Origin of the sequence: Petroclostridium sp. X23 (assembly GCF_030013905.1) — a bacterium.
Lineage (GTDB): Bacteria > Bacillota > Clostridia > SK-Y3 > SK-Y3 > X23.
The window spans coordinates 177,809-200,545 of the sequence record NZ_CP124862.1; the positions used below are offsets into that span (position 1 = coordinate 177,809).

The 22,737-nt window shown below is 36.5% G+C and carries 25 protein-coding genes and 2 pseudogenes; 19 read left to right on the forward strand and 8 right to left on the reverse strand.

Going from position 1 to position 22,737, the window contains the following annotated elements:
- Window positions 1-194: 194 nt before the first annotated feature.
- The gene (locus tag QKW49_RS00810) at window positions 195-374 is read right to left on the reverse strand and encodes a hypothetical protein (protein WP_282865698.1); all 180 of its coding nucleotides are present in this window, start codon (window positions 372-374) and stop codon (window positions 195-197) included.
- A 181-nt stretch (window positions 375-555) separates the two neighbouring features.
- On the opposite strand from QKW49_RS00810, the gene QKW49_RS00815 reads away from it, so the two are divergent.
- On the forward strand, window positions 556-2,091 hold the full coding sequence (locus QKW49_RS00815; protein WP_282865699.1) for a recombinase family protein: 1,536 nt from the start codon (window positions 556-558) through the stop codon (window positions 2,089-2,091).
- 31 nt (window positions 2,092-2,122) lie between these two features.
- Here the strand turns inward: QKW49_RS00815 and QKW49_RS00820 are convergent.
- Window positions 2,123-2,566: pseudogene (locus QKW49_RS00820) on the reverse strand (sigma-70 family RNA polymerase sigma factor); the annotation flags it as partial.
- 323 nt (window positions 2,567-2,889) lie between these two features.
- On the opposite strand from QKW49_RS00820, the gene QKW49_RS00825 reads away from it, so the two are divergent.
- The 7 genes and pseudogenes from QKW49_RS00825 to QKW49_RS00855 all read left to right on the forward strand — a co-directional run bounded on the left by QKW49_RS00825 (window position 2,890) and on the right by QKW49_RS00855 (window position 6,266).
- Window positions 2,890-3,054: a hypothetical protein gene (locus QKW49_RS00825; protein ID WP_282865700.1), complete on the forward strand. Its 165-nt coding sequence runs from the start codon at window positions 2,890-2,892 to the stop codon at window positions 3,052-3,054.
- Between the two features lie 790 nt (window positions 3,055-3,844).
- Window positions 3,845-4,132: pseudogene (locus QKW49_RS00830) on the forward strand (sigma-70 family RNA polymerase sigma factor); the annotation flags it as partial.
- A 96-nt stretch (window positions 4,133-4,228) separates the two neighbouring features.
- Window positions 4,229-4,459, forward strand: a complete 231-nt coding sequence (locus QKW49_RS00835) for a DUF3892 domain-containing protein (protein ID WP_282865702.1) — start codon at window positions 4,229-4,231, stop codon at window positions 4,457-4,459.
- A gap of 202 nt (window positions 4,460-4,661) precedes the next feature.
- A complete protein-coding gene (locus QKW49_RS00840; RefSeq protein WP_282865703.1) occupies window positions 4,662-4,991 on the forward strand; it encodes an STAS domain-containing protein in 330 nt (109 codons plus the stop codon).
- A 177-nt stretch (window positions 4,992-5,168) separates the two neighbouring features.
- Entirely contained in the window at window positions 5,169-5,384 is a 216-nt protein-coding gene (locus tag QKW49_RS00845; protein WP_282865704.1) for a hypothetical protein, read from the forward strand.
- A gap of 185 nt (window positions 5,385-5,569) precedes the next feature.
- Window positions 5,570-5,737, forward strand: a complete 168-nt coding sequence (locus QKW49_RS00850; protein ID WP_282865705.1) for a hypothetical protein — start codon at window positions 5,570-5,572, stop codon at window positions 5,735-5,737.
- Window positions 5,738-5,789: 52 nt separating this feature from the next.
- Window positions 5,790-6,266, forward strand: a complete 477-nt coding sequence (locus tag QKW49_RS00855) for a CBO0543 family protein (protein WP_282865706.1) — start codon at window positions 5,790-5,792, stop codon at window positions 6,264-6,266.
- 69 nt (window positions 6,267-6,335) lie between these two features.
- Here the strand turns inward: QKW49_RS00855 and QKW49_RS00860 are convergent, their stop codons facing one another.
- Complete coding sequence (locus QKW49_RS00860) at window positions 6,336-7,352, reverse strand: calcium/sodium antiporter (protein WP_282865707.1); 1,017 nt, start codon at window positions 7,350-7,352, stop codon at window positions 6,336-6,338.
- A gap of 430 nt (window positions 7,353-7,782) precedes the next feature.
- Here QKW49_RS00860 and QKW49_RS00865 point away from each other — a divergent pair, with 430 nt between their 5' ends.
- From QKW49_RS00865 to QKW49_RS00875, 3 genes are read left to right on the forward strand one after another with little or no spacing between them, the layout of a single operon-like run.
- On the forward strand, window positions 7,783-8,229 hold the full coding sequence (locus QKW49_RS00865) for an FHA domain-containing protein (protein ID WP_282865708.1): 447 nt from the start codon (window positions 7,783-7,785) through the stop codon (window positions 8,227-8,229).
- Between the two features lie 11 nt (window positions 8,230-8,240).
- Entirely contained in the window at window positions 8,241-9,515 is a 1,275-nt protein-coding gene (locus tag QKW49_RS00870; RefSeq protein WP_282865709.1) for an FtsW/RodA/SpoVE family cell cycle protein, read from the forward strand.
- Window positions 9,499-10,917, forward strand: coding sequence for a penicillin-binding transpeptidase domain-containing protein (locus tag QKW49_RS00875; protein WP_282865710.1), 1,419 nt, complete (start codon window positions 9,499-9,501; stop codon window positions 10,915-10,917). The genes QKW49_RS00870 and QKW49_RS00875 overlap by 17 nt, the downstream gene beginning before the upstream one ends.
- Window positions 10,918-10,984: 67 nt before the next feature.
- Here the strand turns inward: QKW49_RS00875 and QKW49_RS00880 are convergent, their stop codons facing one another.
- The 5 genes from QKW49_RS00880 to QKW49_RS00900 all read right to left on the reverse strand — a co-directional run bounded on the left by QKW49_RS00880 (window position 10,985) and on the right by QKW49_RS00900 (window position 14,534).
- The gene (locus tag QKW49_RS00880; protein ID WP_282865711.1) at window positions 10,985-11,710 is read right to left on the reverse strand and encodes an OmpA family protein; all 726 of its coding nucleotides are present in this window, start codon (window positions 11,708-11,710) and stop codon (window positions 10,985-10,987) included.
- A gap of 6 nt (window positions 11,711-11,716) precedes the next feature.
- Window positions 11,717-12,511 carry a MotA/TolQ/ExbB proton channel family protein gene (locus QKW49_RS00885; RefSeq protein ID WP_282865712.1) on the reverse strand — a complete coding sequence of 265 codons (795 nt, stop codon included), beginning with the start codon at window positions 12,509-12,511 and terminating at the stop codon, window positions 11,717-11,719.
- 130 nt (window positions 12,512-12,641) lie between these two features.
- Window positions 12,642-13,466: a hypothetical protein gene (locus QKW49_RS00890; RefSeq protein WP_282865713.1), complete on the reverse strand. Its 825-nt coding sequence runs from the start codon at window positions 13,464-13,466 to the stop codon at window positions 12,642-12,644.
- Window positions 13,459-14,160, reverse strand: a complete 702-nt coding sequence (locus QKW49_RS00895; RefSeq protein WP_282865714.1) for an ABC transporter ATP-binding protein — start codon at window positions 14,158-14,160, stop codon at window positions 13,459-13,461. Before QKW49_RS00895 ends, QKW49_RS00890 begins: the two co-directional genes overlap by 8 nt.
- Window positions 14,160-14,534, reverse strand: a complete 375-nt coding sequence (locus tag QKW49_RS00900) for a GntR family transcriptional regulator (protein WP_282865715.1) — start codon at window positions 14,532-14,534, stop codon at window positions 14,160-14,162. Before QKW49_RS00900 ends, QKW49_RS00895 begins: the two co-directional genes overlap by 1 nt.
- Before the next feature lie 204 nt (window positions 14,535-14,738).
- On the opposite strand from QKW49_RS00900, the gene QKW49_RS00905 reads away from it, so the two are divergent.
- The 8 genes from QKW49_RS00905 to QKW49_RS00940 all read left to right on the forward strand — a co-directional run bounded on the left by QKW49_RS00905 (window position 14,739) and on the right by QKW49_RS00940 (window position 22,734).
- On the forward strand, window positions 14,739-15,491 hold the full coding sequence (locus tag QKW49_RS00905; protein ID WP_282865716.1) for an exodeoxyribonuclease III: 753 nt from the start codon (window positions 14,739-14,741) through the stop codon (window positions 15,489-15,491).
- 140 nt (window positions 15,492-15,631) lie between these two features.
- A complete protein-coding gene (locus QKW49_RS00910) occupies window positions 15,632-16,639 on the forward strand; it encodes a methyl-accepting chemotaxis protein (RefSeq protein WP_282865717.1) in 1,008 nt (335 codons plus the stop codon).
- A 397-nt stretch (window positions 16,640-17,036) separates the two neighbouring features.
- Window positions 17,037-17,870, forward strand: coding sequence for a transketolase (locus tag QKW49_RS00915; protein ID WP_282865718.1), 834 nt, complete (start codon window positions 17,037-17,039; stop codon window positions 17,868-17,870).
- 10 nt (window positions 17,871-17,880) lie between these two features.
- A complete protein-coding gene (locus tag QKW49_RS00920; protein ID WP_282865719.1) occupies window positions 17,881-18,813 on the forward strand; it encodes a transketolase family protein in 933 nt (310 codons plus the stop codon).
- Between the two features lie 120 nt (window positions 18,814-18,933).
- A complete protein-coding gene (locus tag QKW49_RS00925) occupies window positions 18,934-19,629 on the forward strand; it encodes a FadR/GntR family transcriptional regulator (protein ID WP_282865720.1) in 696 nt (231 codons plus the stop codon).
- 201 nt (window positions 19,630-19,830) lie between these two features.
- Complete coding sequence (locus QKW49_RS00930) at window positions 19,831-20,874, forward strand: zinc-binding dehydrogenase (RefSeq protein ID WP_282865721.1); 1,044 nt, start codon at window positions 19,831-19,833, stop codon at window positions 20,872-20,874.
- Window positions 20,875-20,953: 79 nt separating this feature from the next.
- Window positions 20,954-21,463, forward strand: a complete 510-nt coding sequence (locus tag QKW49_RS00935) for a TRAP transporter small permease (RefSeq protein ID WP_282865722.1) — start codon at window positions 20,954-20,956, stop codon at window positions 21,461-21,463.
- The gene (locus QKW49_RS00940) at window positions 21,457-22,734 is read left to right on the forward strand and encodes a TRAP transporter large permease (protein WP_282865723.1); all 1,278 of its coding nucleotides are present in this window, start codon (window positions 21,457-21,459) and stop codon (window positions 22,732-22,734) included. Before QKW49_RS00935 ends, QKW49_RS00940 begins: the two co-directional genes overlap by 7 nt.
- Window positions 22,735-22,737: the final 3 nt, after the last annotated feature.

Consider the following 22,737-nt stretch of genomic DNA (forward strand, 5'->3'; position numbering starts at 1 on the left):
GGAGACTGTGAAAAAGTGCTTAATTGGTCGAAAATCAAACATGGGCGGGGCCCAGCCCCTCTGTTGTGCCAAAACCGGGCAAACAGCAGGTACAGTCCCCAAGTTCGATTTTCTCCATGTGCCGAATCGGACTTTTTCACATCCTCCTATAGGTTCCACCAAATGCTTTTTTCAGTAGACTTTCTTAGAATTTTTTATTTCTGAATCATATTTTTAAATATTTTGGACATTTCGGCGTACGCGTTCTCTTTATCTTCTTGAGCAATGTTTGGATTATTTTTGATTTCATTATATGTTTGCTGGAGAGAAGCGCTTTTACTTACTTGTTCAACGGTAAGATTTAGCTTTTGAGCAATTTCATTAACATCTGCCATTAGATATCACCTTCTTTCACGATATAAATTAGTATGCCTCAGTTAGTTAATTTTAATGATAGTTTTTTATAGCATTTGAAAGCTGGGTTACATAATATGGTTATATATTTATAATTCTTTCTATACATATTTTTGAAAAAATATAGATACAATGTACTAAATAAAAAGATAAGGTGATCATATGAACAGAGTATGCATGTATCTCAGAAAGTCAAGAGCTGATGAAGAAGCTGAGAAACGAGGCGAAGGCGAGACGCTAGGAAAGCATCGAAAAATGCTCTTGAAATATGCCAACGAAAAAGATATCAATATTATAAAAATCCGTGAAGAGATCGTGTCCGGTGAAAGTCTTGCCCATCGTCCGGAAATGTTGGAACTGCTGAAGGAAGTTGAGCAGGGCATGTATGATGCTGTCCTATGCATGGATGTGGACCGTCTTGGACGCGGCAACATGCAGGAGCAGGGGATCATACTGGAAACCTTTAAGAGTTCCGATACAAAAATCATTACGCCGCGGAAAATATATGACCTACATGATGAGTTTGATGAAGAATATAGTGAATTTGAAGCTTTTATGGCCAGAAAGGAATTAAAGATCATCAATCGGCGTCTCCAGCGCGGAAGAATCAGAAGCATCGAGGATGGAAATTATATCTCTAATGTTCCGCCTTTCGGGTATATGATTCATAAGACTAATAAAGACAGAACACTGAAGCCTCATCCGGAACAAGCGGATGTTATAAAACTAATCTTTGAATTGTACACAAACGGGCTGGGAGGCAGTAAAATCGCTCACAAATTGAATAGCTTGGGGTATAAAACTTATACAGGCAAAGATTGGTCTTCTGCTTCCATCATTTCAATTGTTAAAAATCCTGTTTATGTTGGAAAGATTACTTGGAGAAAGAAGGAGATAAAAAAATCTCTTGATCCGAATAAAAGGAAAGATACGCGTCTGAGGGATAAAAGCGAATGGCTTATTGTTGATGGAAAGCATCAACCTCTTGTCTCAAAAGAAATATTTGAGAAATCACAGGAGATATTAAGTAATAAATATCATGTTCCTTATCAACGCGAATCTATCATTAAAAATCCGCTGGCAGGGCTTATTAAATGTAAAAAGTGCGGTGCATCTATGGTATTAAGGCCTTATCCTGATAAAGATGACCAGATCATGTGTTATAATCATTGCGGCAATAAAAGCAGCAAGCTGAAATATGTTGAGGAAAGCCTCATTCAGAGTTTAAATGATTGGCTAAAAGGGTATAAAGCGCAATGGGATAAGGGACGCAAAAACAGCCAACCGGATAATGACAATATTCAGGTTTTAAAAAGAAAGATAAGTTATCTGGAAAAAGAGTTTTCAGAATTGGGAAAGCAGAAAGAACGGCTGCATGATTTACTTGAGAGAGGAGTCTATTCGATAGATACTTATCTGGAGCGTTCGCAAAACCTCGCTGGGAGGTTTGAAGACATTCGCAGTAATATCGAAAACTGTAAAGATGAACTGCTGTTACAGTTCGAGCAGGATAAAGTGAAGCAAGATGTTATCCCTAAAGTGCAGAAAGTACTGGATATGTATTATAGTTCTGACGACCCGGCTAAAAAAAATGATTTGTTAAAGAGTATCCTTGAACGAGCGGAGTATTATAAAAATAAAAGTCAAAGAAATGACCAGTTTACTCTTGTCTTGTATCCCAAACTTCCAAGACAGTAAACGGTGCATTTCTTTTTCTTTGTTGATAACCTATAAGGGAGAATTCATTACCTTCTTTATCAACTCCAATGGGATCATGAAGTGAAATTTCATTTTGTGTTTTTTTGTTAGCTCGAATTGTCATTAGTATTTCATTTTCTATACATCGTGCAGCATACGTGGCCAATCTAGTTCCTTTATCGATATCAAAAGTTGTAATCGCTTTTATAAGGCCTATTGTACCGATAGATATCAAGTCATCCGTTTCTTTACCCGTCATACTGTATTTTTTAATGATGTGTGCTACTAATCTGAGGTTTCTTTCTATAAGTATGTTTTTTGCATCTTCATCTCCATTTTTATATTTCTCAAGATACATTTGCTCTTCTTCAGTAGTAAGAGGCTGAGGAAAAGAGTTGTTATTCGATACAAAAGACAATAATACAAAAAAGTATTTCAAGATCGTTGGAAAAGCCGTTAATAGGATAGATAACATTAACTAGACACCCCCGCAAAATAACGTTTCCCTATAATTATATGAATTAACTGTTATCAATGTGCCTGTCTATAACGGTTTTTTTAAAAGTCTTATATAGGGGGTTGTGAAAAAGTGCTTGATTGGTCAGTAGCAAAGCATGGGCGGGGCACGGGCCTACAGCTTCCCTAAAAAGCAAGCGCAGCAGTAGGGCCGTCCCCACGCTTCACTCCTTCTGTGCTAAATTCGACTTTATCACAGTCTCCTAGGAGAATGTGATAAAAAAGCAAATACAGGGAATAGGACAAAAGGCTCCTTTAATATCATCTATTAGGGGTGGTCTTATGGATGAGAAATATGATATTACGTATAAAATCGGAAACATAACGGTACATGTTGTTGCTCCACCACCAAAGAGTAAGGAAGAAATAGAGAAAATACTGGAGGAATTTCATAAAGCCGGTTGGGCGATTATAGAGGATATGATACAAAAAGGTGAAAATGTATAAGTATAGGTATCATACAGAAAACAAGAAACCTGCAAGGTTGGCCGACCAGCAGGTTTGTGAAGAAAAATTTTAGTGTCATTCGGAGAGCATACTCTTGTACACCATTGTAACTCTTTGATACGCCATTGTATCTAAGAAAAGAGCATGTGCTCCATCAGTAATATTATGGATATTAATATAGAATAATATTCACTGTTTTTCGAAATATAGTAATATTTTAGGGAAAATATATAGATAATATTTTGCTGCTAATATTCAATGTTTATTTGAAAATGAGTAGTTAATTGACAATAAAAAGTAAAGAACATAACGATCTACCTTGCACTATCACAGATAACTTATTACCCAGCTATGATCTTTCGACCATAACCAAGCAGGTCATTACCTATAATAATGGTTCGTTCGACCATACAAAATACCTACACAGCCATATGCAACCTCTCGGCTGCATATAACCGTTTGGCCAAAAGACTTTTCGGCACTCTGCATGATCTTCGCTCGACCCTACATAATAAGTTGGGATCTTATTATAATCATATATTTTTCAATACGACTATAATAAAACCTTTCCTTACCATATAGAATCTTCCCTCCGACTGCATACGAGCCAATAAATGACCCGTATGCAATCTTTGGCCGACCTATATACACCCTTACTCAGAGCATATATAGATCTTGGCTCAATCGTTATGTTCCTTACGCTATTAATATGCCCATATGAGATTATTTAATTCATAATTTTTTTGTGTAAATTATTCAATTTTTGGATTAATGTTGATAATCTATGAGAGGTAATGAAATATCACTTATTGATATTATCGGCAATGACGGTGAATGCGTTTTTGAAGAAGTGGAACTAAAAATGCAGGTAAAAAAATTATATAATAAAATGAAGAATATATTAAAAAACAGAGAAAAGATTGTATTGCAGCTGCGGTATGGGTTGTTAAACGGTAATGTTAAGACACAAAGAGAGATAGCGCAGATGCTTGGAATATCTCGTTCCTATGTATCAAGAATAGAAAAAAAAGCAATTAAAAAGCTGGGTAAAGAGTTAAAAACCGAGAATACTTTATAAGCGGACGAAAGCTGTTGGCAGAATCAATGTCATCAGCTTTTCTAGTGCATATTATCTATCCTGCTTTCAAACACTATATATGAGGAGGGATAGAATATGCAAAATACAAGTAAAATTATTAAAGTAAAGAAGAATCCTGATGGGGATATTACTGATGTAGCACTTGAAAATGGGAATGTATACTCTATATCTGAGGCGATTATGATGGCTAAAGATGGACTTATAGAAGGCGTAAATGTTGGCACTGCTAAGAATGGAAGAGAATATATAAGAAGTAATCCCAATGGCAGTAAGAGTGATAATTTAGATCAGCTGCCCACTTTTTAGAATCACGAAACATATAACATCTCTATAGTTAACTATATGAATATTTTTTATAAAGAGTTCCGGGTTGTTTGGAGCTCTTTATACATATATGGCAAACATTAATTTGGTAAAATATGAATAAATAATAATAAATATTGCAGGATTTTACTTTTAAATGTCGAATTTATATATTTATAACTTAATACGAAAGGAAGTGCTGCATGTGGATATTGGAGTAGGATTAAGGAATGACAACCATTGTATAGCTGTTTCGATTATGGGTGAAATAAATATCTCAAATGTCGATAAGCTGAGGAACGAAATATTTCCGATTGTTAGCGGCAGTACTGCCGACATACAATTTGACTGTAAAGAATTAAATTATATTGACAGTCAAGGAATCTTAGTTTTTCTTCAAGCTATGGCCATAGCTAAGCGTAAAGGTCTTAAAATAAAATTAAAAAATGTTAATAAGTATATTTACAAACTTTTTAGAACCATGAATTTGGACCAAATATTTGAGATAGATATCCAGGACGCACCGGAGTGGTAAGCCAGCCACTCTTTTTTTATGTATATTTATAGGAAATAGTAAGCAGTTGCGCTACGTATATAACGAAATATAAAAAGCAGGTATCTATATTTAGAAGTAGATACCTGCTTTTTATATTTGTAATAATCTTTGGAGATACTAAGAGTAATTTATGTTCAAGGATAAGGAGAGATATATATGGAAAAGACTTTTAGAGTGACAGGTATTAAAGAAAAACTTATGAAGGATATTGTTGAATTGAATGGTTTTCATGAAGTTACTGATCAAGTACTTGATAACGTTACACAGCCGGAATGGAGAGAAATCATTAGCAAGTATTACCCGGGACTTATTAAAGAAGGGGATAGTATCTCTATTGATTTGAGAAATGAGATATTAAATATAAAAAGCTAGGATATAAGTAAACTGTTAAGGCTCGGTTTCTGATCAGCTTTTTTACAACTTATCGTGAAAATTAAAAATGATGTCGAATATTAATAAATCATTAGTCTTGCAGACCTATATGTATTGAAATTATAGGTCTATAGTACTATAATAGTGTATATAAAATATCTAACACGGATAGCAGGGGGGATTTCATGGCAACTGAGATGAAAAAGGTGAATTGCAGTATATGTGAGAATTGCCGCAAAAAGGATACTTGTGATCCGGTAGAGAAGATAAAGGATCGAAAAGCCATAGCCTTATATCCAAGAGATACATTTAGGATCATTATTAGCTGCAAAGATAAAAATGGGGCAGTATAATGAGATAATCCTTCATAATATATAAGAATTTAGACTGCAAAGAGGATTCAAGATGAAAACAGAGTATATGATCTTATTAGCTGCATGGGTAATAACCATTGGTTTACTTATTATTTTTGTGCCAAGAGACAAAATACGCAATGCTTGGGTTGCTTTTTTGTTCAAACAAGTCATGACATGGCTTGTGGGTTTATATATAGTGGAAATGCATTTGATCGAATATCCTATAAGATTATTTTCATATGCTTCCAGAACCAGCTTTACTTTTGAATATTTTGAATATCCTGCAATATGTGTGTTGTTTAATCTGTATTATCCGAAACAGAAGCCGAGGATTAGAAAATTCGCTCATTATTTCATATATTGTTCGGTGATCACTATCATTGAGGCAGTTCTAGAAGCTCATACCGATCTAATTGAATATACCGGATGGGTATGGTATTGGACATGGATCACGCTATTTATTACTTTTTATGCTTCCAACAGATTTTATAGCTGGTTTTTTCAATCCGGCTCTAAAACAGTATAGGGTATTTTTTGCGGATCAACCTTTTTCCGGCTGACCCGCATGCAATTACAATTCATATTCTCAAATCATTTAAATCCAGGTATAGTTTAGTACCAAATAGATCATGTAAATCCCAAACAGTAATAGCCCTTCTTTTTTAGTGATTTCAAGGTTTTTATTCTTAGAAAACATTCTAAAAGCAAACAGAATAATAAGCATAGTCGGAATCTGGAGCTTATAGAAGTTTACCGGCACGTTAAGACCACCGGCTGTAACTGCTGCTGCACTTCCGATTACGAAAAGCACATTCAGAATATCGGCACCAACGATATTACCTACAGCAAGCTCGCCATGTCCCTTTTTTACAGCCGTAATGGCAGTTACGAGTTCCGGAAGACTGGTTCCGAAAGCAACAAGGGTTGCGGCGATAACACTTTGAGGAATCCCTATGCGAATAGCTGTTATTTCTACAGCAGGGATAAGTATTTTTGAAGATCCTATCACAAGCACTACGCCAAAAAGCAGTTTCAGCATTTGGATGATGATAGGACTTCTTTCTTCGCCGAACGTATCTTCATTCTCATTTTCAGTTGCATCAGAGTTTCTAGCCCACTTGATCGAAACATAGATATAAGTGACCAGCAGTAGAATAAAAACCCAGCCCATCCACTGTGTAATTTTTCCTGTGACACCATTAGAGAAGATAGGAAGGGAAACGACAGCCAATAAAACCCCGGCTAAAAATTGTACTTTCCCCTGACGGTCGACAATCATCTGATCTACCGGTAAACGTCCAATAAGGGCAGCCAGACCTATAATCAAACCGGTATCAACAATAATTGAACCAATGGCATTGCCCAGAGCCAGGTCGGGATTTCCATTGATCGCTGCCAAAACTGAGACCGAGGCTTCAGGTAGGGTTGTTCCTAACGAAACAATGGTTGCACCAATAATCATTTTGGGTACACCCCAATGAACCGAAAGACTTACAGCTTCATCTACAAGGATGTCCGCTCCTTTGCTTAAGGTGTAAAGCGTTCCGGCGATTACAAGAATTAAAACCAGAATAGGGAATGAGGATAAGTGATTGTGAATAAGTGCTTCCATAGATGATGATCCTTTCTTTTATAAGAGCGCTGCTCTTATTTTTTATAGTAGAAAAGTGGGAGACAACATAAAGACTCTACAATTAACATGCGTTAATCGTAGAGTCTCACTAGACTAATTTGCCATCAAAGCCGGGAAACTTGTGTTTCCGTAATGACGACTTTGATCCCTATTTCAGGTTAGTTACTCCCTCTATTCTTGATTGTATTATAGAAAAATTAAAATGTTTTGTCAAGGGTGTTTTAATAACTAAAGCAGTGTTTTTATTTGATTTATAAAATTTCTAATAATATAATAGAATAGTAAATAGCGAATAATTACTAATGGACAATGGACAATGGACAATGGACAATGTACAATTTATTTATTACGGATTGACATTTTATATTTGAACATAAGTGTAAAATATTATTGAACGGGGAGGGATAGAATGTTTGAGATACTTTCTTCCATATTTAAATTCATTTTTATCTTGATTATCTACGTATTTATCTTCGGAATTATACGCCTCATTTATCTGGATATTAAATCCTTAAATGATCATGGTAAAAAGACCAATGAAAAACATGCATATTTAAAATTGATCAACCGCAGAGAAAAGCTGGATTTTAAAGTACATGAAAGTTATATTATTGATAAGGATAAGACTTTAGGCCGTGCAAGTAAAAATGAAATTGTCATTCAGGATCCTTTTCTTTCAGGCAGGCATGTACGTTTTTTGTCAGAAAATAATACATATTTTTTAGAAGATTTGGAAAGCACGAACGGTTCATTTGTAAATGATACGCGGGCAGGGAATGAACCGGTAGTTTTAAAAAACGGAGACAGAATCCATATTGGGCAATTAGATTTTATATTTGTACAAGAATGTGAATGAGGGGCATATTTATGAGAAAAATTTTGAACTATTACCGCCCTGTCAGAATGGTGGTATTAGTGAATATTATAGCATTTGCACTGTTATTCTTATATAAGGAACCGTATGATCGTAATACCATTTATTGGGGATTGTGCGTAATTGGAATTATTTATCTATCCCATTTTCTTTTAAGATGGAAAGCTTGTGGAGATGAATATATTTTTTTAATTGTAGCTATGTTGGTAAGTATGGGGAATATTATGATTTATCGCTTAGATAAGCAGTTAGGGATCAAACAGATTATCTGGTTTGCAATAGGTATAATTTTATTCTTTTTAAGTTATTATATGTACCGAAAATTCCGCTTTTGGAGCCGATGGATGTATCTATACCTTGGTACTTCACTGGTACTGTTTTTACTGACTTTACTTCTGGGAGATAGTATACAGGGGGCAACCAATTGGATTGTAATAAAGGGACATAGCTTTCAGCCATCCGAGCCGATAAAGATATTATTTATTTTCTTTTTGGCATGCTACTATAAATATCCTGAACAATTAAAATCTTTTCAAATAACATTGGGAGATAGAAATTTTATCATAGGAAGTAAGAGCATATTGGCAGCTACAGCATATACCTATATGCTTTTTTTGGTACTGCAAAGGGAGTGGGGAAGCGCGCTGTTATTTTTTCTTATTTATTTTACGTTGCTCTATGTGTTTGAAGAGAATATTAAAGTGCTTTTAGCAAATGGCATCATAGCTTTATTAGGAAGCGCTTTCGGCTATTTGTTTGTATACCATATTAAGGTAAGGGTGGATATTTGGTTAAATCCTTGGGCAGATATCGCCGGCAAGGGTTTTCAAATCGCCCAATCGTTATTTGCGATTGGATCAGGGGGATTTTTCGGCAAAGGAATAGGATTGGGAAGTCCTCAGTTTATCCCCGAGGTTCAGACTGATTTTATTTTCTCTGCTATTTGTGAGGAGATGGGTATTTTCGGAGGCGTAGCTGTGGTGCTCTTATGCTTTATACTAGCTTACCGTGGATTTAAAATTGCGCTGGCTGTAGAAAGCATTTTTGACAAGGTGGTTGCGCTGGGAATTACAGTGATGTTTGGATTTCAGACGTTTATTATTATCGGAGGGGTAATCAAACTTATTCCGCTGACAGGAATCACTCTTCCGTTTATAAGCTATGGTGGAAGCTCATTAACCACGAGTTTTATTGCGTTGGGTATTTTACAGGCTGTATCAAAGAAGGTTTATGAGATGGAGGATGAGACAATTGCACAAGAGCAATAAAAGAATTATCCATACACTGGTGGTCATGAGCATGCTATTTCTTTCCATCATCGGGTATATGACATATTTTGAAGTTTTTATGAAGGATAAGATTATAAGCAACAGCTATAACCGACGGCAACTGGAACAAGAGGAAAATGCTATCAGGGGAAGTGTTTTTGACAGAAATGGGACTGTGCTGGCAGAAAGTCAGGTAGAAGGTGAAAAGCAGCAAAGAATCTATCCTTACAAGAATTTATATAGCCATATCATAGGATATAGCTCCAAAGTTTACGGTAAGTCCTTAATTGAGGCGAGTTATAATAAATATTTATTAGGGATCAATGAGCTTAATGCAGTCTTTGATATAAAAAATAAATTGACCGGTGGGGCAAAAAAAGGAAATCATGTACACTTAACGATCGACCATCAGCTCCAAGTAAGAGCAGAGAAATTATTACGAAGTAAAAAAGGAGCGGTTGTAGTAGTCAATCCAAAGACCGGAGAGATTCTAGCAATGGTAAGCAAGCCGGATTTTAACCCCACGAATGAGAATTTAGAAAAAAAGTGGAGGGAAATGGTGGAGTCAAAAGAGTATCCTTTTCTTCCAAGAGCCACACAGGGATTGTACATACCGGGTTCTACCTATAAGATTGTGAACAGCGCGGCTGCGATCGAGCAAGGGCTGGGAGATTTCACTATTGAAGATGAAGGAAGTATTGTCATTGACGGAAAAGAAATAAAAAATTCAGGAAGCAAGGCACATGGACTGATAAATATGAAACAGGCGTTGGCGGTATCCAGTAATACTTTTTTTTCACAGATTGGTGTGAAGTTAGGAACTGAACATCTAAAAAGTACTGCTTTGAAGGTCGGATTTGGAAAAGACATTCCTTTTGATATTCCAATGAACCAAAGTATTTTTCCATATAACGATATGAGCGAAACAGATATGGCAGCTGTAGGAATGGGTCAAGGGAAACTTCTGGTAACACCCCTGCATATGGCTATGATTACATCAAGTGTTGCCAATGAGGGAATAATGATGAAGCCGTTTTTGGTAAGTGAAGTCACGACAGTCGGTGGAAGTGTGATAAGCAACCATAAGCCCGAAAGACTTTGCCAGACGATGATGCCTGAAACAGCTAATAAGGTAAAAGAGATGATGCGAGAGGTAGTGGAGACCGGAACGGGGAAAAATGCAGGAATCAAAGGAATTAACGTTGCCGGTAAAACCGGCACAGCTGAGAATGAGCTTACCGGGAAAGAGAAAAATAAAGAACATGCATGGTTTGTAGGTTTTGCTCCGGTGGAAGACCCTCAGGTAGCGGTGGCCGTCATCATCGAATATGGTGGTTCTACAGGAGGACAAACAGCGGCACCCATTGCCAGAGAGCTTATGGCAGCATGGCTTGCTAAATAGCAGTGAGGAGTGGATAGTGGGGAGAAAATTTCCTCCCCACTATCCACTCCTCACTCCCCACTATTATTTAATCCAAAATGGTAATTTCAATTCTTCTGTTATTGGCTCTGCCTTCAGGAGTATTATTGGTATCTATTGGTTTATGTTCTCCATAGCCGGTCACAGTGATGCGCTCATCAAGTATGCCTTTTTCTTCAATCAAATATTTTGCCACATTAATCGATCTTGCTACCGAAAGTTCCCAGTTTGAGGGGTACTGAGAAGTATGGATAGGAAGATTATCGGTAAAGCCCTGAATAATAATATCATTGTCAATATCTCTAAGTGTGTTTCCGATTTGGTCCAGTGTTTGGTAGCCTTTAGAAGATATTTCTCCTTTTCCGCTATTAAACAGCACTCCATCTTTAAAACGGATTAATAATCCTTGTCCGTTGGACACAATATCCACTTGTTCTAATAAATTATTTTCTCGTAAATAGGTAATGAAGCTTTCATTGGAGGTTTTCATGTCTTTTTTTATATCGTTCAATCCAAATAACTGAGCAGCTAGTGATTCGGTTTCTTTCTTTAATTCTTTATTTTCAGAATTGAGCTTATTCACCTTTGTACTTAAATCATTGACTTTTGTTGAAAGGGTCTCTTTTATGTCGCTAAGCATGCTAACTTCATTGGCTGAAAGAATAAAAAAGATAATAAAGAAACACAGAATGATGGTGATGGTATCGCAATAAGTGATCAACCAACTATTAGGGTATTGGATTTCATACTTGTTTTGGTTAAGATCGGAACTCATAAAGTTTTACATCCCTTCATTTGGAAATTTGCGTGGATACTGCAGCCTCTGTTCTTCTTTCAGCATGACGTTCATCTTATCAAAGATATCCCGGGAAGTTTCTTCGCGGGCGATTAACACGATCCCTTCCGTGATGATAGTATACCGCAGAATATGACTGTCAGTATATTCTTTTAACCTACCCATCAGAGGAATTGCAACAAAATTCGCAATCAAGCTCCCGTAAAGTGTACTGACCAATGCGGCAGCCATATTTCCCATAATAAGACGGGGTTGATCTATGTTGGACAGCAGCCCGATGAGTCCTATTAAAGTACCGATTAAACCGAAGGATGGAGCAACCTGCGCCATCATTTTGAGCACATTATAAGGTTTCTGAAAATTAGCACGCCTTGTTTCGATATCTTTTGAGAGAATGTCTTGGATGTTGTCAGGTTTTTTATAATCGTTTAGCAGTACCATGGCATCCCGCAAAAATATATCTTTCTCCATGTCTATTTCTTGTTTAATAGAGAGGACACCTTCTCGTTTGATTTTGATAGCTAACTTATGGATTTTATAAATAGCATCTTCATAAGCTATCTGATGCTGAAAACTTTCCTTGATTATGATGACTGTGTCCATTACAGTAGAAAAAGGAAAGCTTATAATGGCAGCCAAACAGATTCCTGCAAAGATGATTTCCAAAGCCGCCAAGTTGAATACGGCTTTGATGGGGATGCTTCCTAATATTGCATGGAGCAGCAGAACCGCAAGGATGCCGATAACAATTAATTTAGTATTTCTATTGGTAAAATTCATTTGTCGAGTAACCTCCAAGTAAAAATAGAAAGCAGATATTTGTTTATTGCTTTTTACATAAGCATAACAAAATATCTGCTTTTATTCAATAATTATTCCGAGAACTTTTCCTATGGTATCGGATGGAACATTATACCTCGACCTTTTTTTCTAAAAGCCATCCGGATGCAAAAAATAAACCGGTGAAAAATAATAAGTCAAAAAGACTGCTGGCAATATTTATAGGTTCCATGGATAACTCGTGAGGCAACTTGAATAGTAAGAAAGAACCTAAGTTGATGCTAAAGGGGAATACTTTTTCCAGCAGATGTTCAATCTTAATCATTATAACCGCGGTGGCAATAAAGATTCCAAAAGCTGCAAGACTACCGAATTTTTTGTTGATAAAAAAGCTTCGGATAATAATGATCGAAAAATATAATGCAACGGTTGTCGTGATCTGCATTAAAATACTAATAAGAATGATCAATGAAGCGACTCCTAACACTTTTTCATTAAATATTATCCACATTTTACTGAATGTTATATTGGTGCATAGGGTGACGTTTGCAATCTGAGCAGCAGCTACAATACAAACCAACGCCAGACTAACAATGAATTCGCAAAATGTTGCCAAAACTTTTGCGCCCACAATCAGGTATCCTTTTTTAGGAAGAGAGAGCAAAAGATAACTTGAAGGATCATATAAAGCCCTATACATATTTTGGATGCCCCATAGGGTTATCATGATCGGAATAGTATTTCCGCTGACAGATAAAAACAGCAGTAGAAAGAAGTTTATGCGGCTGTTGGTATTGTTGGCTAGGGAATAGGAGGTGCCGGCTGTATTTTCAAAGATACCTCCGTCAAATCGGATTTTAAGCATCACTAATATATTTAGGAAAAGAAAAACTCCAAATATCCAAAGCAATATTTTGTATCTTGATTTGATTTCGTATTTTATCAGTTTAAGCATTTTGAAATACCTCCCTATAAAGCGCATCAATTGATTTTGAATGTTCATACCTTAAATCCTCTGCATTTCCCGTGAGAACGATACTGCCTGCCGAGATGAAAGCTATTTCGTCAAAAAGTCTTTCGATATCATTTACAAGGTGTGTAGAGATCATTAATGAGCTGTCTTCACGGTAGGTATTTAATATAGAATCAATAATTTGTTCTCGTGAGACAGGGTCAACACCACCCAGAGGTTCGTCAATGATATAGAGTTTAGCTTTTCTGGACAAAATTAAAGATAGATTTAGCTTCTCCAACATCCCTTTAGAAAGTGATTTTACACTGCTATTCATGTCTAATTTCATAAATTGGAGCATTTCCATACACTTTTTCAGATCGAAGTCATTGAAAAAATCATGAAAATAGTCAACCGCATCTTTTGTTTTCATCCAATGATATAGTTGGTTCGTATCAGGTAAAAATGAAACGATTGATTTTGTAAGGAGCCCCGGCGTATGTCCAGCGATCAATAGTTCGCCTGAAGACGGGTGCTGCAAGCCGGCAGCGATTTTCATAAAAGTTGTTTTCCCGCTTCCGTTGGGTCCCATAAGACCTAGAATCTTTCCGGTATCTAATTTCAAGTTTACGCCATCCAATGCTTTTTTGCCGAAATAACTCTTGGTAACATTTTTGGCTTCTAATAACACAGTCATTATAAATTCTCCTTTTCCAAATAATTCTTAATAATGTCGATAATCTCATTATTCGAAAATCCAAAGCTTTTTAGGTTGTTTATAAAATCAGTAATCACTTCTTTGCACATCTCTGATTTCAAATTGCTTAATATCTCTGTATTCTCAGTGATAAATGTTCCCATTCCTCTCTGAGTAAAGGTTACATTTTCTCTTTCCAGTTCTTGATATGCCCTTTGAATCGTATTGGGATTTACTCTTTTGTTCTCCGCCATTTCTCTTACTGAAGGCAATTTGCTTCCTCCTTTTAAATCTCCAGCAATAATATCTCTTTTGATATCATTCATAATTTGAAGATATATGGGTGCTTTATCATCAAAATTTTTCAAATGCATCACCTCCGCAGCAACAATGTATTAGTGTACTATTTGTATAGTACACTAATACATTGTTGCTGTCAAGAGTTTTTTAAAAAGGAAATAGTTAAGCATGATAAGTAAACAAAATAATTATTCTCATCATTTTTGATTTCGGAAAAAACGACAGAATGATATAATGGATATAAAACTATAGACAATAAGTGTTGGAGGTTAAAGCATATGAAGCTTATATCATGGAATGTAAATGGCATTCGTGCATGTATGAAGAAAGGTTTTATGAGTTTTTTTGAAAGTGAAAATGCAGATATCTTTTGCCTGCAGGAAACAAAAGTGCAGGAAGGTCAAATAGAACTTGATTTGAAAGAATATCATCAATATTGGAATTATGCCGATAAAAAAGGTTATTCAGGTACAGCGGTATTTACTAAAAAAGAACCTTTAAAAGCGATTTATGGTATTGGAAAAGATGAGCATGACCATGAAGGCAGAGTGATTACCTTGGAATTTGAAGGGTTTTTTCTTGTCACGGTCTATACCCCGAACTCTCAAAGGGGACTTGCTCGTATTGAATACAGGATGAAGTGGGAAGAGGATTTTTTGAGTTATTTGAAACAATTGGAAAAATCAAAGCCGGTGATTTTTTGTGGGGATTTAAATGTAGCGCATAAAGAAATTGACTTGAAAAATCCGGATACCAATAGAAAAAATGCGGGATTTACCGATGAAGAAAGAGGTAAGTTTGATGAATTGGTAAATCAAGGATTTATCGATACCTTTAGATATTTTTATCCTGATCAAACAGGTGCATATACATGGTGGTCATATATGTTTAATGCAAGGGCCAATAACGCAGGGTGGCGTATAGATTATTTTTGTGTTTCACCAAGTTTGAAAGCTGACTTGAAAGATGCCATCATATATCCGGATGTATTGGGATCGGATCACTGTCCTATAGGCTTGGAAGTTTTTTGAAAGCATTTGTTGAAAAAAGTCGGATGATGTTGTAGAATACTATTATACATATTAAGTGGCAATGATTGCGGTTTAAAATAATAGTGGGTATTAATGTCGCTAATAACTATAGTATTTATATCGGTAAGGAGGGGATTGTTTTGGCGTTTGGAAAAAGCAATTTAAATGTATCTCGTCTTCTAAATGAATTGAAGAAAGCAAATAAAGATATGGGTGATGTTGTGAAAAATATTGAACAAATCACATCGCAAACCAAACTGATATCTTTAAATTCGGCGATTGAGGCCGCAAGAGCGGGAGAAGCGGGAAGAGGATTTAGTATAGTAGCGAATGAAATTAAGAAATTAGCTGAAAAAAGTACTGAAGCAAATAAGAAAAGTAATGCATTGGTAGCCAATATCCAAGAGAAGGCCAATGAAGTTATAGCTGTAAGGACAGCAGATGTCGCGTTTGATGTTATAGATAAAATTGATAGAAATCTATTTGAAAGAAATTGTGACGTTCAAGCGTGGGCTACTTTCGGTTCTATTAAAAAGGCATTGGAAGAGCCCGGTCCGGAAAACTATGAAAGAGCCACTAAATTAATGAAAAATATTTTGGATATATACGAGGTTTATCATAACTTATTATTGTTAAATATCCAGGGAGACGTGGTAGCAGCAGCCGGTGACCAGGAGCTGGTTGGAGTAAACCGGGGTGAAAGTCAGTGGTTCAAAGTCATTAAACAAGAACAAAAGGTTTATGTTACCGATATGTATTACTCTGAAGATTTAGGGAAATACACGATTTCATATGCGTGCCCCGTGAGAAATGACCACGGTGAAATGATAGGCGTATTTATCACGTTTTTTAACTGGGAATTCATCTATGACATTATCGAAAATGCTAAAATCGGTGAAAACGGAAAAATTTATGTCATTAATAAAGAGGGGGTCGTTATAGGTTCAAATAACCACAGCGATATCCTGAAAGAAAACCTTAATCATTTAAAGGCTGTTCAGGTGGTTACAAAAGGTGAGGAGTACGGTTATACAATAGAAAAAGACAAAAGCGGAAAAATGCATTTATTTGGTTATGCACATACAAAAGGTTATAATGCTTATCGAGGTAAGCATTGGTCTGTAATAGTAAGCGAACCAATAGAATAGCAAAGATTTAACAAGAGAAATGAAAATGTGAATAATAATAATAAAGAAGCAGAAGGCAGACGGATTTGCCTTCTGCTTCTTTAATTATTATTTGTAATAAAAAACCAGGATAAAGAATAAATTTGTGTTAAATAAATAATTTTATAAAAATGTATTGACAAATAGTTATCTAAAATATACAATGTAATATGTAATACAACTTACATATTACGAAATACCTTTAAATAGGATCAACCTATCAAAAACAAGATCTTGGCTTATTCTGCAAAACATTAAAACTAAGGCTCATAGAAAATATCCATATTGGCACTGATGGTGACGAAGGCTTCAAATTTTTATTAACATTTATTAATTGTTTAAATGAAATTATATTACTTTATTGAAAGAAGGGATGATTATGGTATCAAAAGATATTATAAAGTCAATTGAAGATAAGGCGCTTCAATTAAGAAGGAATATTGCAGATATGATTGGTGTTGGTAAGGTAGGCCATTTGGGAGGCTCTAGTTCATGTGCTGATATTGTGGCTGCACTATATTTTTACAAGATGAAACATGATCCTCAGAACCCTAGTATGGCAGAGCGAGACAGGTTTTTGTTAAGTAAGGGTCATGCGGCGTTAGTACAATATGCAGCACTTGCCGAGGCCGGATATTTTCCAAAAGAAGAGCTTAAAAAGGTAAAAACACTTGGCGCAAAACTTCAGGGACATCCGGATATGACCAAAACACCGGGAATAGAAGCAAATACCGGGTCTCTTGGGCAAGGGTTATCCATCGCCAACGGGATGGCGCTAGGGCTGAAGCTAGATGGAGGTAACAATAAAGTATATGTTATTCTAGGTGATGGGGAACTGGCAGAAGGACAAATCTGGGAAGCTGCAATGGCGGCAGCTAATTTTAAGATTGATAATTTGGTAGCCATCCTAGATAGAAACAGATTGCAGGCGACCGGTGCGATCACTGATAGATTTAATACAAATCCGATACCGGAAAAATGGGCAGCATTTGGTTGGAATGTTATTGCAATTGATGGACATGATATGGGCCAAATTATTGAAGCACTGGATAAAGCTGATGAAATAAAAGGCAAACCTACGGTGATTATTGCTGAAACCGTAAAAGGGAAATGTTTTTCATTTGCAGAGAATAATGCTGCGTTCCATAATGGTTCAATGACCGAAGAACAGTATAGTACCGCAATAAAAGATTTAGAAAAGTTAAAAGTGTGAGGTGAGAGAAATGAGTACAAAAAGTCAAAGAGTAGCCTATGGTGAAACGTTGGTTGAACTTGGAAAAGAAAATAAAAACATTGTAGCTTTAGAAGCTGATTTAGGAAAATCAACAATGTCGTGTATGTTTGAAAGTGAATTTCCGGAAAGATATTTTGAAATGGGGATCGCTGAGCAAAATATGGCATCTACTGCAGCAGGACTATCACTAACAGGAAAAATTCCTTTTATCAGTACGTTTGCAATATTTGCAATGGGAAGGGCCTATGACCAATTGAGACAGACTATCTCTATTGCAAAGCTGAATGTAAAAATATGCGGTTCAAGCTCAGGACTGTCTGACTTTGGAGATGGTTCTACACATCAGGCTATAGAGGATATGGCGGTGATGAGAGCAATACCCAACATGACTGTTCTGGTACCGGTAGACGCAATAGAAACAAAAAAGATGGTTAAAGCAATGGCAAGCTATCCGGGACCTGTGTATATTAGAATAAATAGAAATGATCTACCATTGTATACTGATGAAGCACAAACGTATGAAATCGGTAAATTATATCAAATTAAAGATGGAAAAGATGTTGTCATCTTTGCAAATGGCGTAATGGTTTCAAAAGCGATGGAAGCGGCAGAACAGCTTGAAAAAGAAGGCGTATCGGCAAAAGTGGTCAATGTAAGTACCATTAAGCCTTTAGATCAGGATGGTATTATTGAACTGTCAAAAGGATGCAAAGCTGTGGTTACAGCAGAAGAACACTCTATTATAGGTGGTCTGGGTAGTGCGATCGCAGAAGCGTTAAGAGGAACTGCTATACCTATTGAATTTGTGGGTGTGAAAGATTGTTTTGGAACTTCGGCGTCAAATTATGACGAATTGCTTGAATGTTATGGTTTGACTTCAGCAGCGATTGTTGATGCGGTTGAAAGTATGCTTAAGAAATAAAAATATGTCAGAAGCATTATTGGAAAGAAGAAAAATATACGAGTTTTAATATGAACAGAAGTCTATTCTAACAATTATACATTGGTATGTGATTAACTTTGGATGGGTGAGAATATTAGTATGAAGCCAATTAGAAAAAGTAATATAAGTCAGCAGGTTTTTGAACGTATAAGAAATGAAATCATTAGAGGCATATGGAAACCCGGCGAAAAAATTCCTTCAGAAAATGAGTTGGCAAATATTCTGAATGTCAGTCGTATTTCAGTTAGGGCTGCATTGCAGAAATTGACCACTTTAGGCTTGCTTGAAGCAAAACAAGGAGAAGGGACATATGTAAAAGAGCTGGATTCATCTAATTATATGAACTCCTTAATGCCTGTCATGGCTCTAAATGGCGAGCGTTCTATGCTGATGATGGAGTTTAGAAGATCAATAGAGATAGAAACAGCGGGACTCGCAGCAGACAAAGCAACAGATGAAGATATTAATAATCTAGAGAAAATATACAAGAAGATGGAATTGTATAAGGATGACCGTGCTCCTTTTCTTATTGAAGATTTGAATTTTCATCTTGCAATAGCACAAATGTCAAGAAATCCATTTATAGTACAAGTTTTCCATGTGGTAAAAGATATCTTAGGTGCGGCTGTCGTTGATATAAACCGGCATCAAGGTCAATCTCGCGGTTTGTATTACCATAAAAAAATTCTAGATGCACTTAGAACGAGAGACAGCAATCTTACAAAAAAAATTATGGAAGAACATATTTTGGATTCGATACAATCTTTAAAGAACTCTCTAGAGAATCAAAAATGAAGTTAGACAAATATTTTATTGGTTTTATATAAAACCAATAAAATATTTGAATTATATTGACATGTAACTGTTAATAATATATAATAACAGTTGTAATACAACATACATAATATCACTAATGTTTTTATTCTTTTACTTTATCAATTTATAATTTTCTATTCTATTTTCACTAAGTATCACTAATATTAAGGGGGAGTATCTATGATGAAAGCGGTAGTAAAATATGACAATGTGGATGGTGCAACCGAGTTGAGGGAAGTTCCCATTCCTGAAATAGGACCAAATGATGTGCTCGTAAAAGTTGCCTATATTGGGATTTGTGGAAGTGACCCACATATGCATCATAACAAAGTAACGTATAAAGTGAATGTTCCGTTAATTCTCGGACATGAATTTTCGGGTACTATCGAAAAGATTGGTGAAAACGTTCAAGGGTATAAAGTAGGAGACAGAGTAACGGCGGAAACGCATGCGGATTACTGCGGAGAATGCATCTTGTGCCGTACAAATAATTATCACGTTTGCCGTGAAAGAAAAGGTTATGGATTCCATACCGATGGTGCATTTGCAAAATATGTAAAAGTTCCCAGTAGAATCTTACACCGTGTACCTGATAATGTAAGTCTTAAGGAAGCATCACTTACAGAGCCGCTGTGCGTGGCCTACAGCTCGTTGGTAAAACATTCAAAAATCAAGCCGGGCGATTTAGTAGTTATTATTGGTCCTGGTCCGATTGGATTGCTTTGTACTAAGATCGCAAGTATTGTTGGTGCTTCAGATATCATCGTCATTGGTACTGATGGTGATGAAGGAAGGTTGGAGTTGGCTAAGAAGCTTGGTGCAACCGTTACCATCAATAGTTCAAAAGAAGATCCTATCCCTGTTATTAAAGGGATGAGAGATGGCTATGGAGCCGATCTCGTAGTAGATACAGCCGGATTCTCTCCTACATTTAAATTAGCCGTGGATGTTGTGAAACCATGCGGTGAAATTAATAAAATAGGTTGGGGTCCCAAACCGGTTGATTTTTCATTAGACCCATTGATAACCAAAGCTGTAACGGTAAACTTTACATTCAGTCATAACTGGGATGTGTGGGAGCAATGTCTTGTTTTGATGAGTCAAAAAGCTGTGGATCTTAATGATTTTATCACTCATGAACTGCCGTTGGATAAATGGCATGAAGGGTTTGAATTGATTGAGTCGAAGGAAGGGCTTAAAATTGTATTGACACCTATTGATTAACTAATAATTATTATCCGCATGCCAATTTTGATATCCATAACATAAGTACTAATATATAGATAAAAAAGGAGGTCATTTCATGAAGAAAAGTGAAGGTAGCTTCGATAAGCTATATAAAGGGTTGGAAAAAACCGCAGTATTTACAACCTGCTTAATGCTTTCGGCAATGGTTGTGGTAGTTTTTATGAATGTCATATTCCGTTACTTTTTAAATGCATCCATCGCATGGACGGAGGAAGTCTCAAGATTTATGTTTATCTGGCTAGTGTTTTTAGGTGCGAATCTGGCATATATCAAAGACGAACATTTGGGGCTGGATGTATTGATTAATGCTGTTCCGAAACCTGTAGCCAAGTTGATACAGATCGTAGCAGATATTCTGGTGTTGTATGGAATCTTTTTGGTGATCAAAGGCGGATACAATATTATGATGTCCAGTTGGGATTGGAAGTCTCCGGCGATTGCACTGCCCTATGCATATGTTTATATGATTGTACCTATATCCGGAACTGTGTTTTTCCTTCAAGCAGCGTTTAAATTGATCAAGCATATCAAATTTTTATTCAGTAAGGAGGAAGCCACATGTTAATAGCATTTCTAGTTGCTTTATTCGGTTTTATTTTACTTAATGTACCTATTGCGTTCAGTCTTATTCTGACGACGGTAGTGTTAATGATGTTCATGGACAGCGTTTCTGCTGAAATTATTACCCAAAGTATTGTAAGAGGTATTGACAGCTTTGCGTTGATGGCTATTCCGTTTTTCGTGCTGGCAGGAGAAATTATGAATGTGGGAGGAATATCCAAGCGGATCGTATTTTTCGCCAAGGCCCTTGTGGGACATGTCACAGGTGGTTTGGGCTATGTAACCGTTTTGGCAAGTATGCTGTTTGCCGGTGTATCCGGTTCTGCCATCGCAGATACAACCGCCATTGGGTCTATATTACTTCCGATCATGGAACAGGAAGGATATGACAAGAAAAAAAGTACTGCATTAATTGTTTCGGCAGGAACCATCGGTCCCATTATACCCCCAAGTATTCCGATGATTATCTTTGGTGTTATCGGTGGGGTATCCATTGTTAAGCTGTTTCTGGGTGGCATTATCCCTGGTGTGTTAATAGGGTTAGGGCTTATGGTGGTATGGTATTTCCATGCTAAGAAAAAAGGATATAGATCTGACCACAAATCCTCCATGAAGGAAGTATGGGCGAGTACAAAAAACGCTTTTTGGGCGATTCTTTTACCGGTCATTATCATGGGAGGAATCCTATCAGGAGTATTCACTCCGACAGAGGCAGCCGTAGTTGCAGTAGTATATGCTCTGTTTGTAGGATTTTTCGGATACAAAGAATTAAAACTACATCATTTACCTGAGATTTTGATTACCTCATCAAAAAGTACGGCAGTGGTTATGCTGGTTTGCGGTGCTGCCACTGCGGCAGGATATATGATTACGACAGCCCAGGTACCTCAGTTGCTGGCACATACATTGCTGTCCATATCCGATAATATAATGATCGTCATGCTTTTAATCAACATCTTGCTGCTGTTGGTAGGGTGTGTAATGGATTTGACTCCGGCTTTGCTGATTATGGGGCCTATCTTATTGCCTATCGTTGTCGATTTCGGCCTGGATCCGATATATTTCGGGGTGGTCATGGTAGTAAATCTTTGTATAGGACTGATTACGCCTCCGGTAGGAAACGTACTGTTTGTAGGATGCGGATTATCAAAATTATCCATGAAGGATTTGACACCGCCGGTATTGGGATTCATTGCTGTGATGGTAGCGGTACTAATGCTGATCACGTATGTACCGGATCTTATTACTTTCATTCCTTATGCTGTAAGTAAATAATCT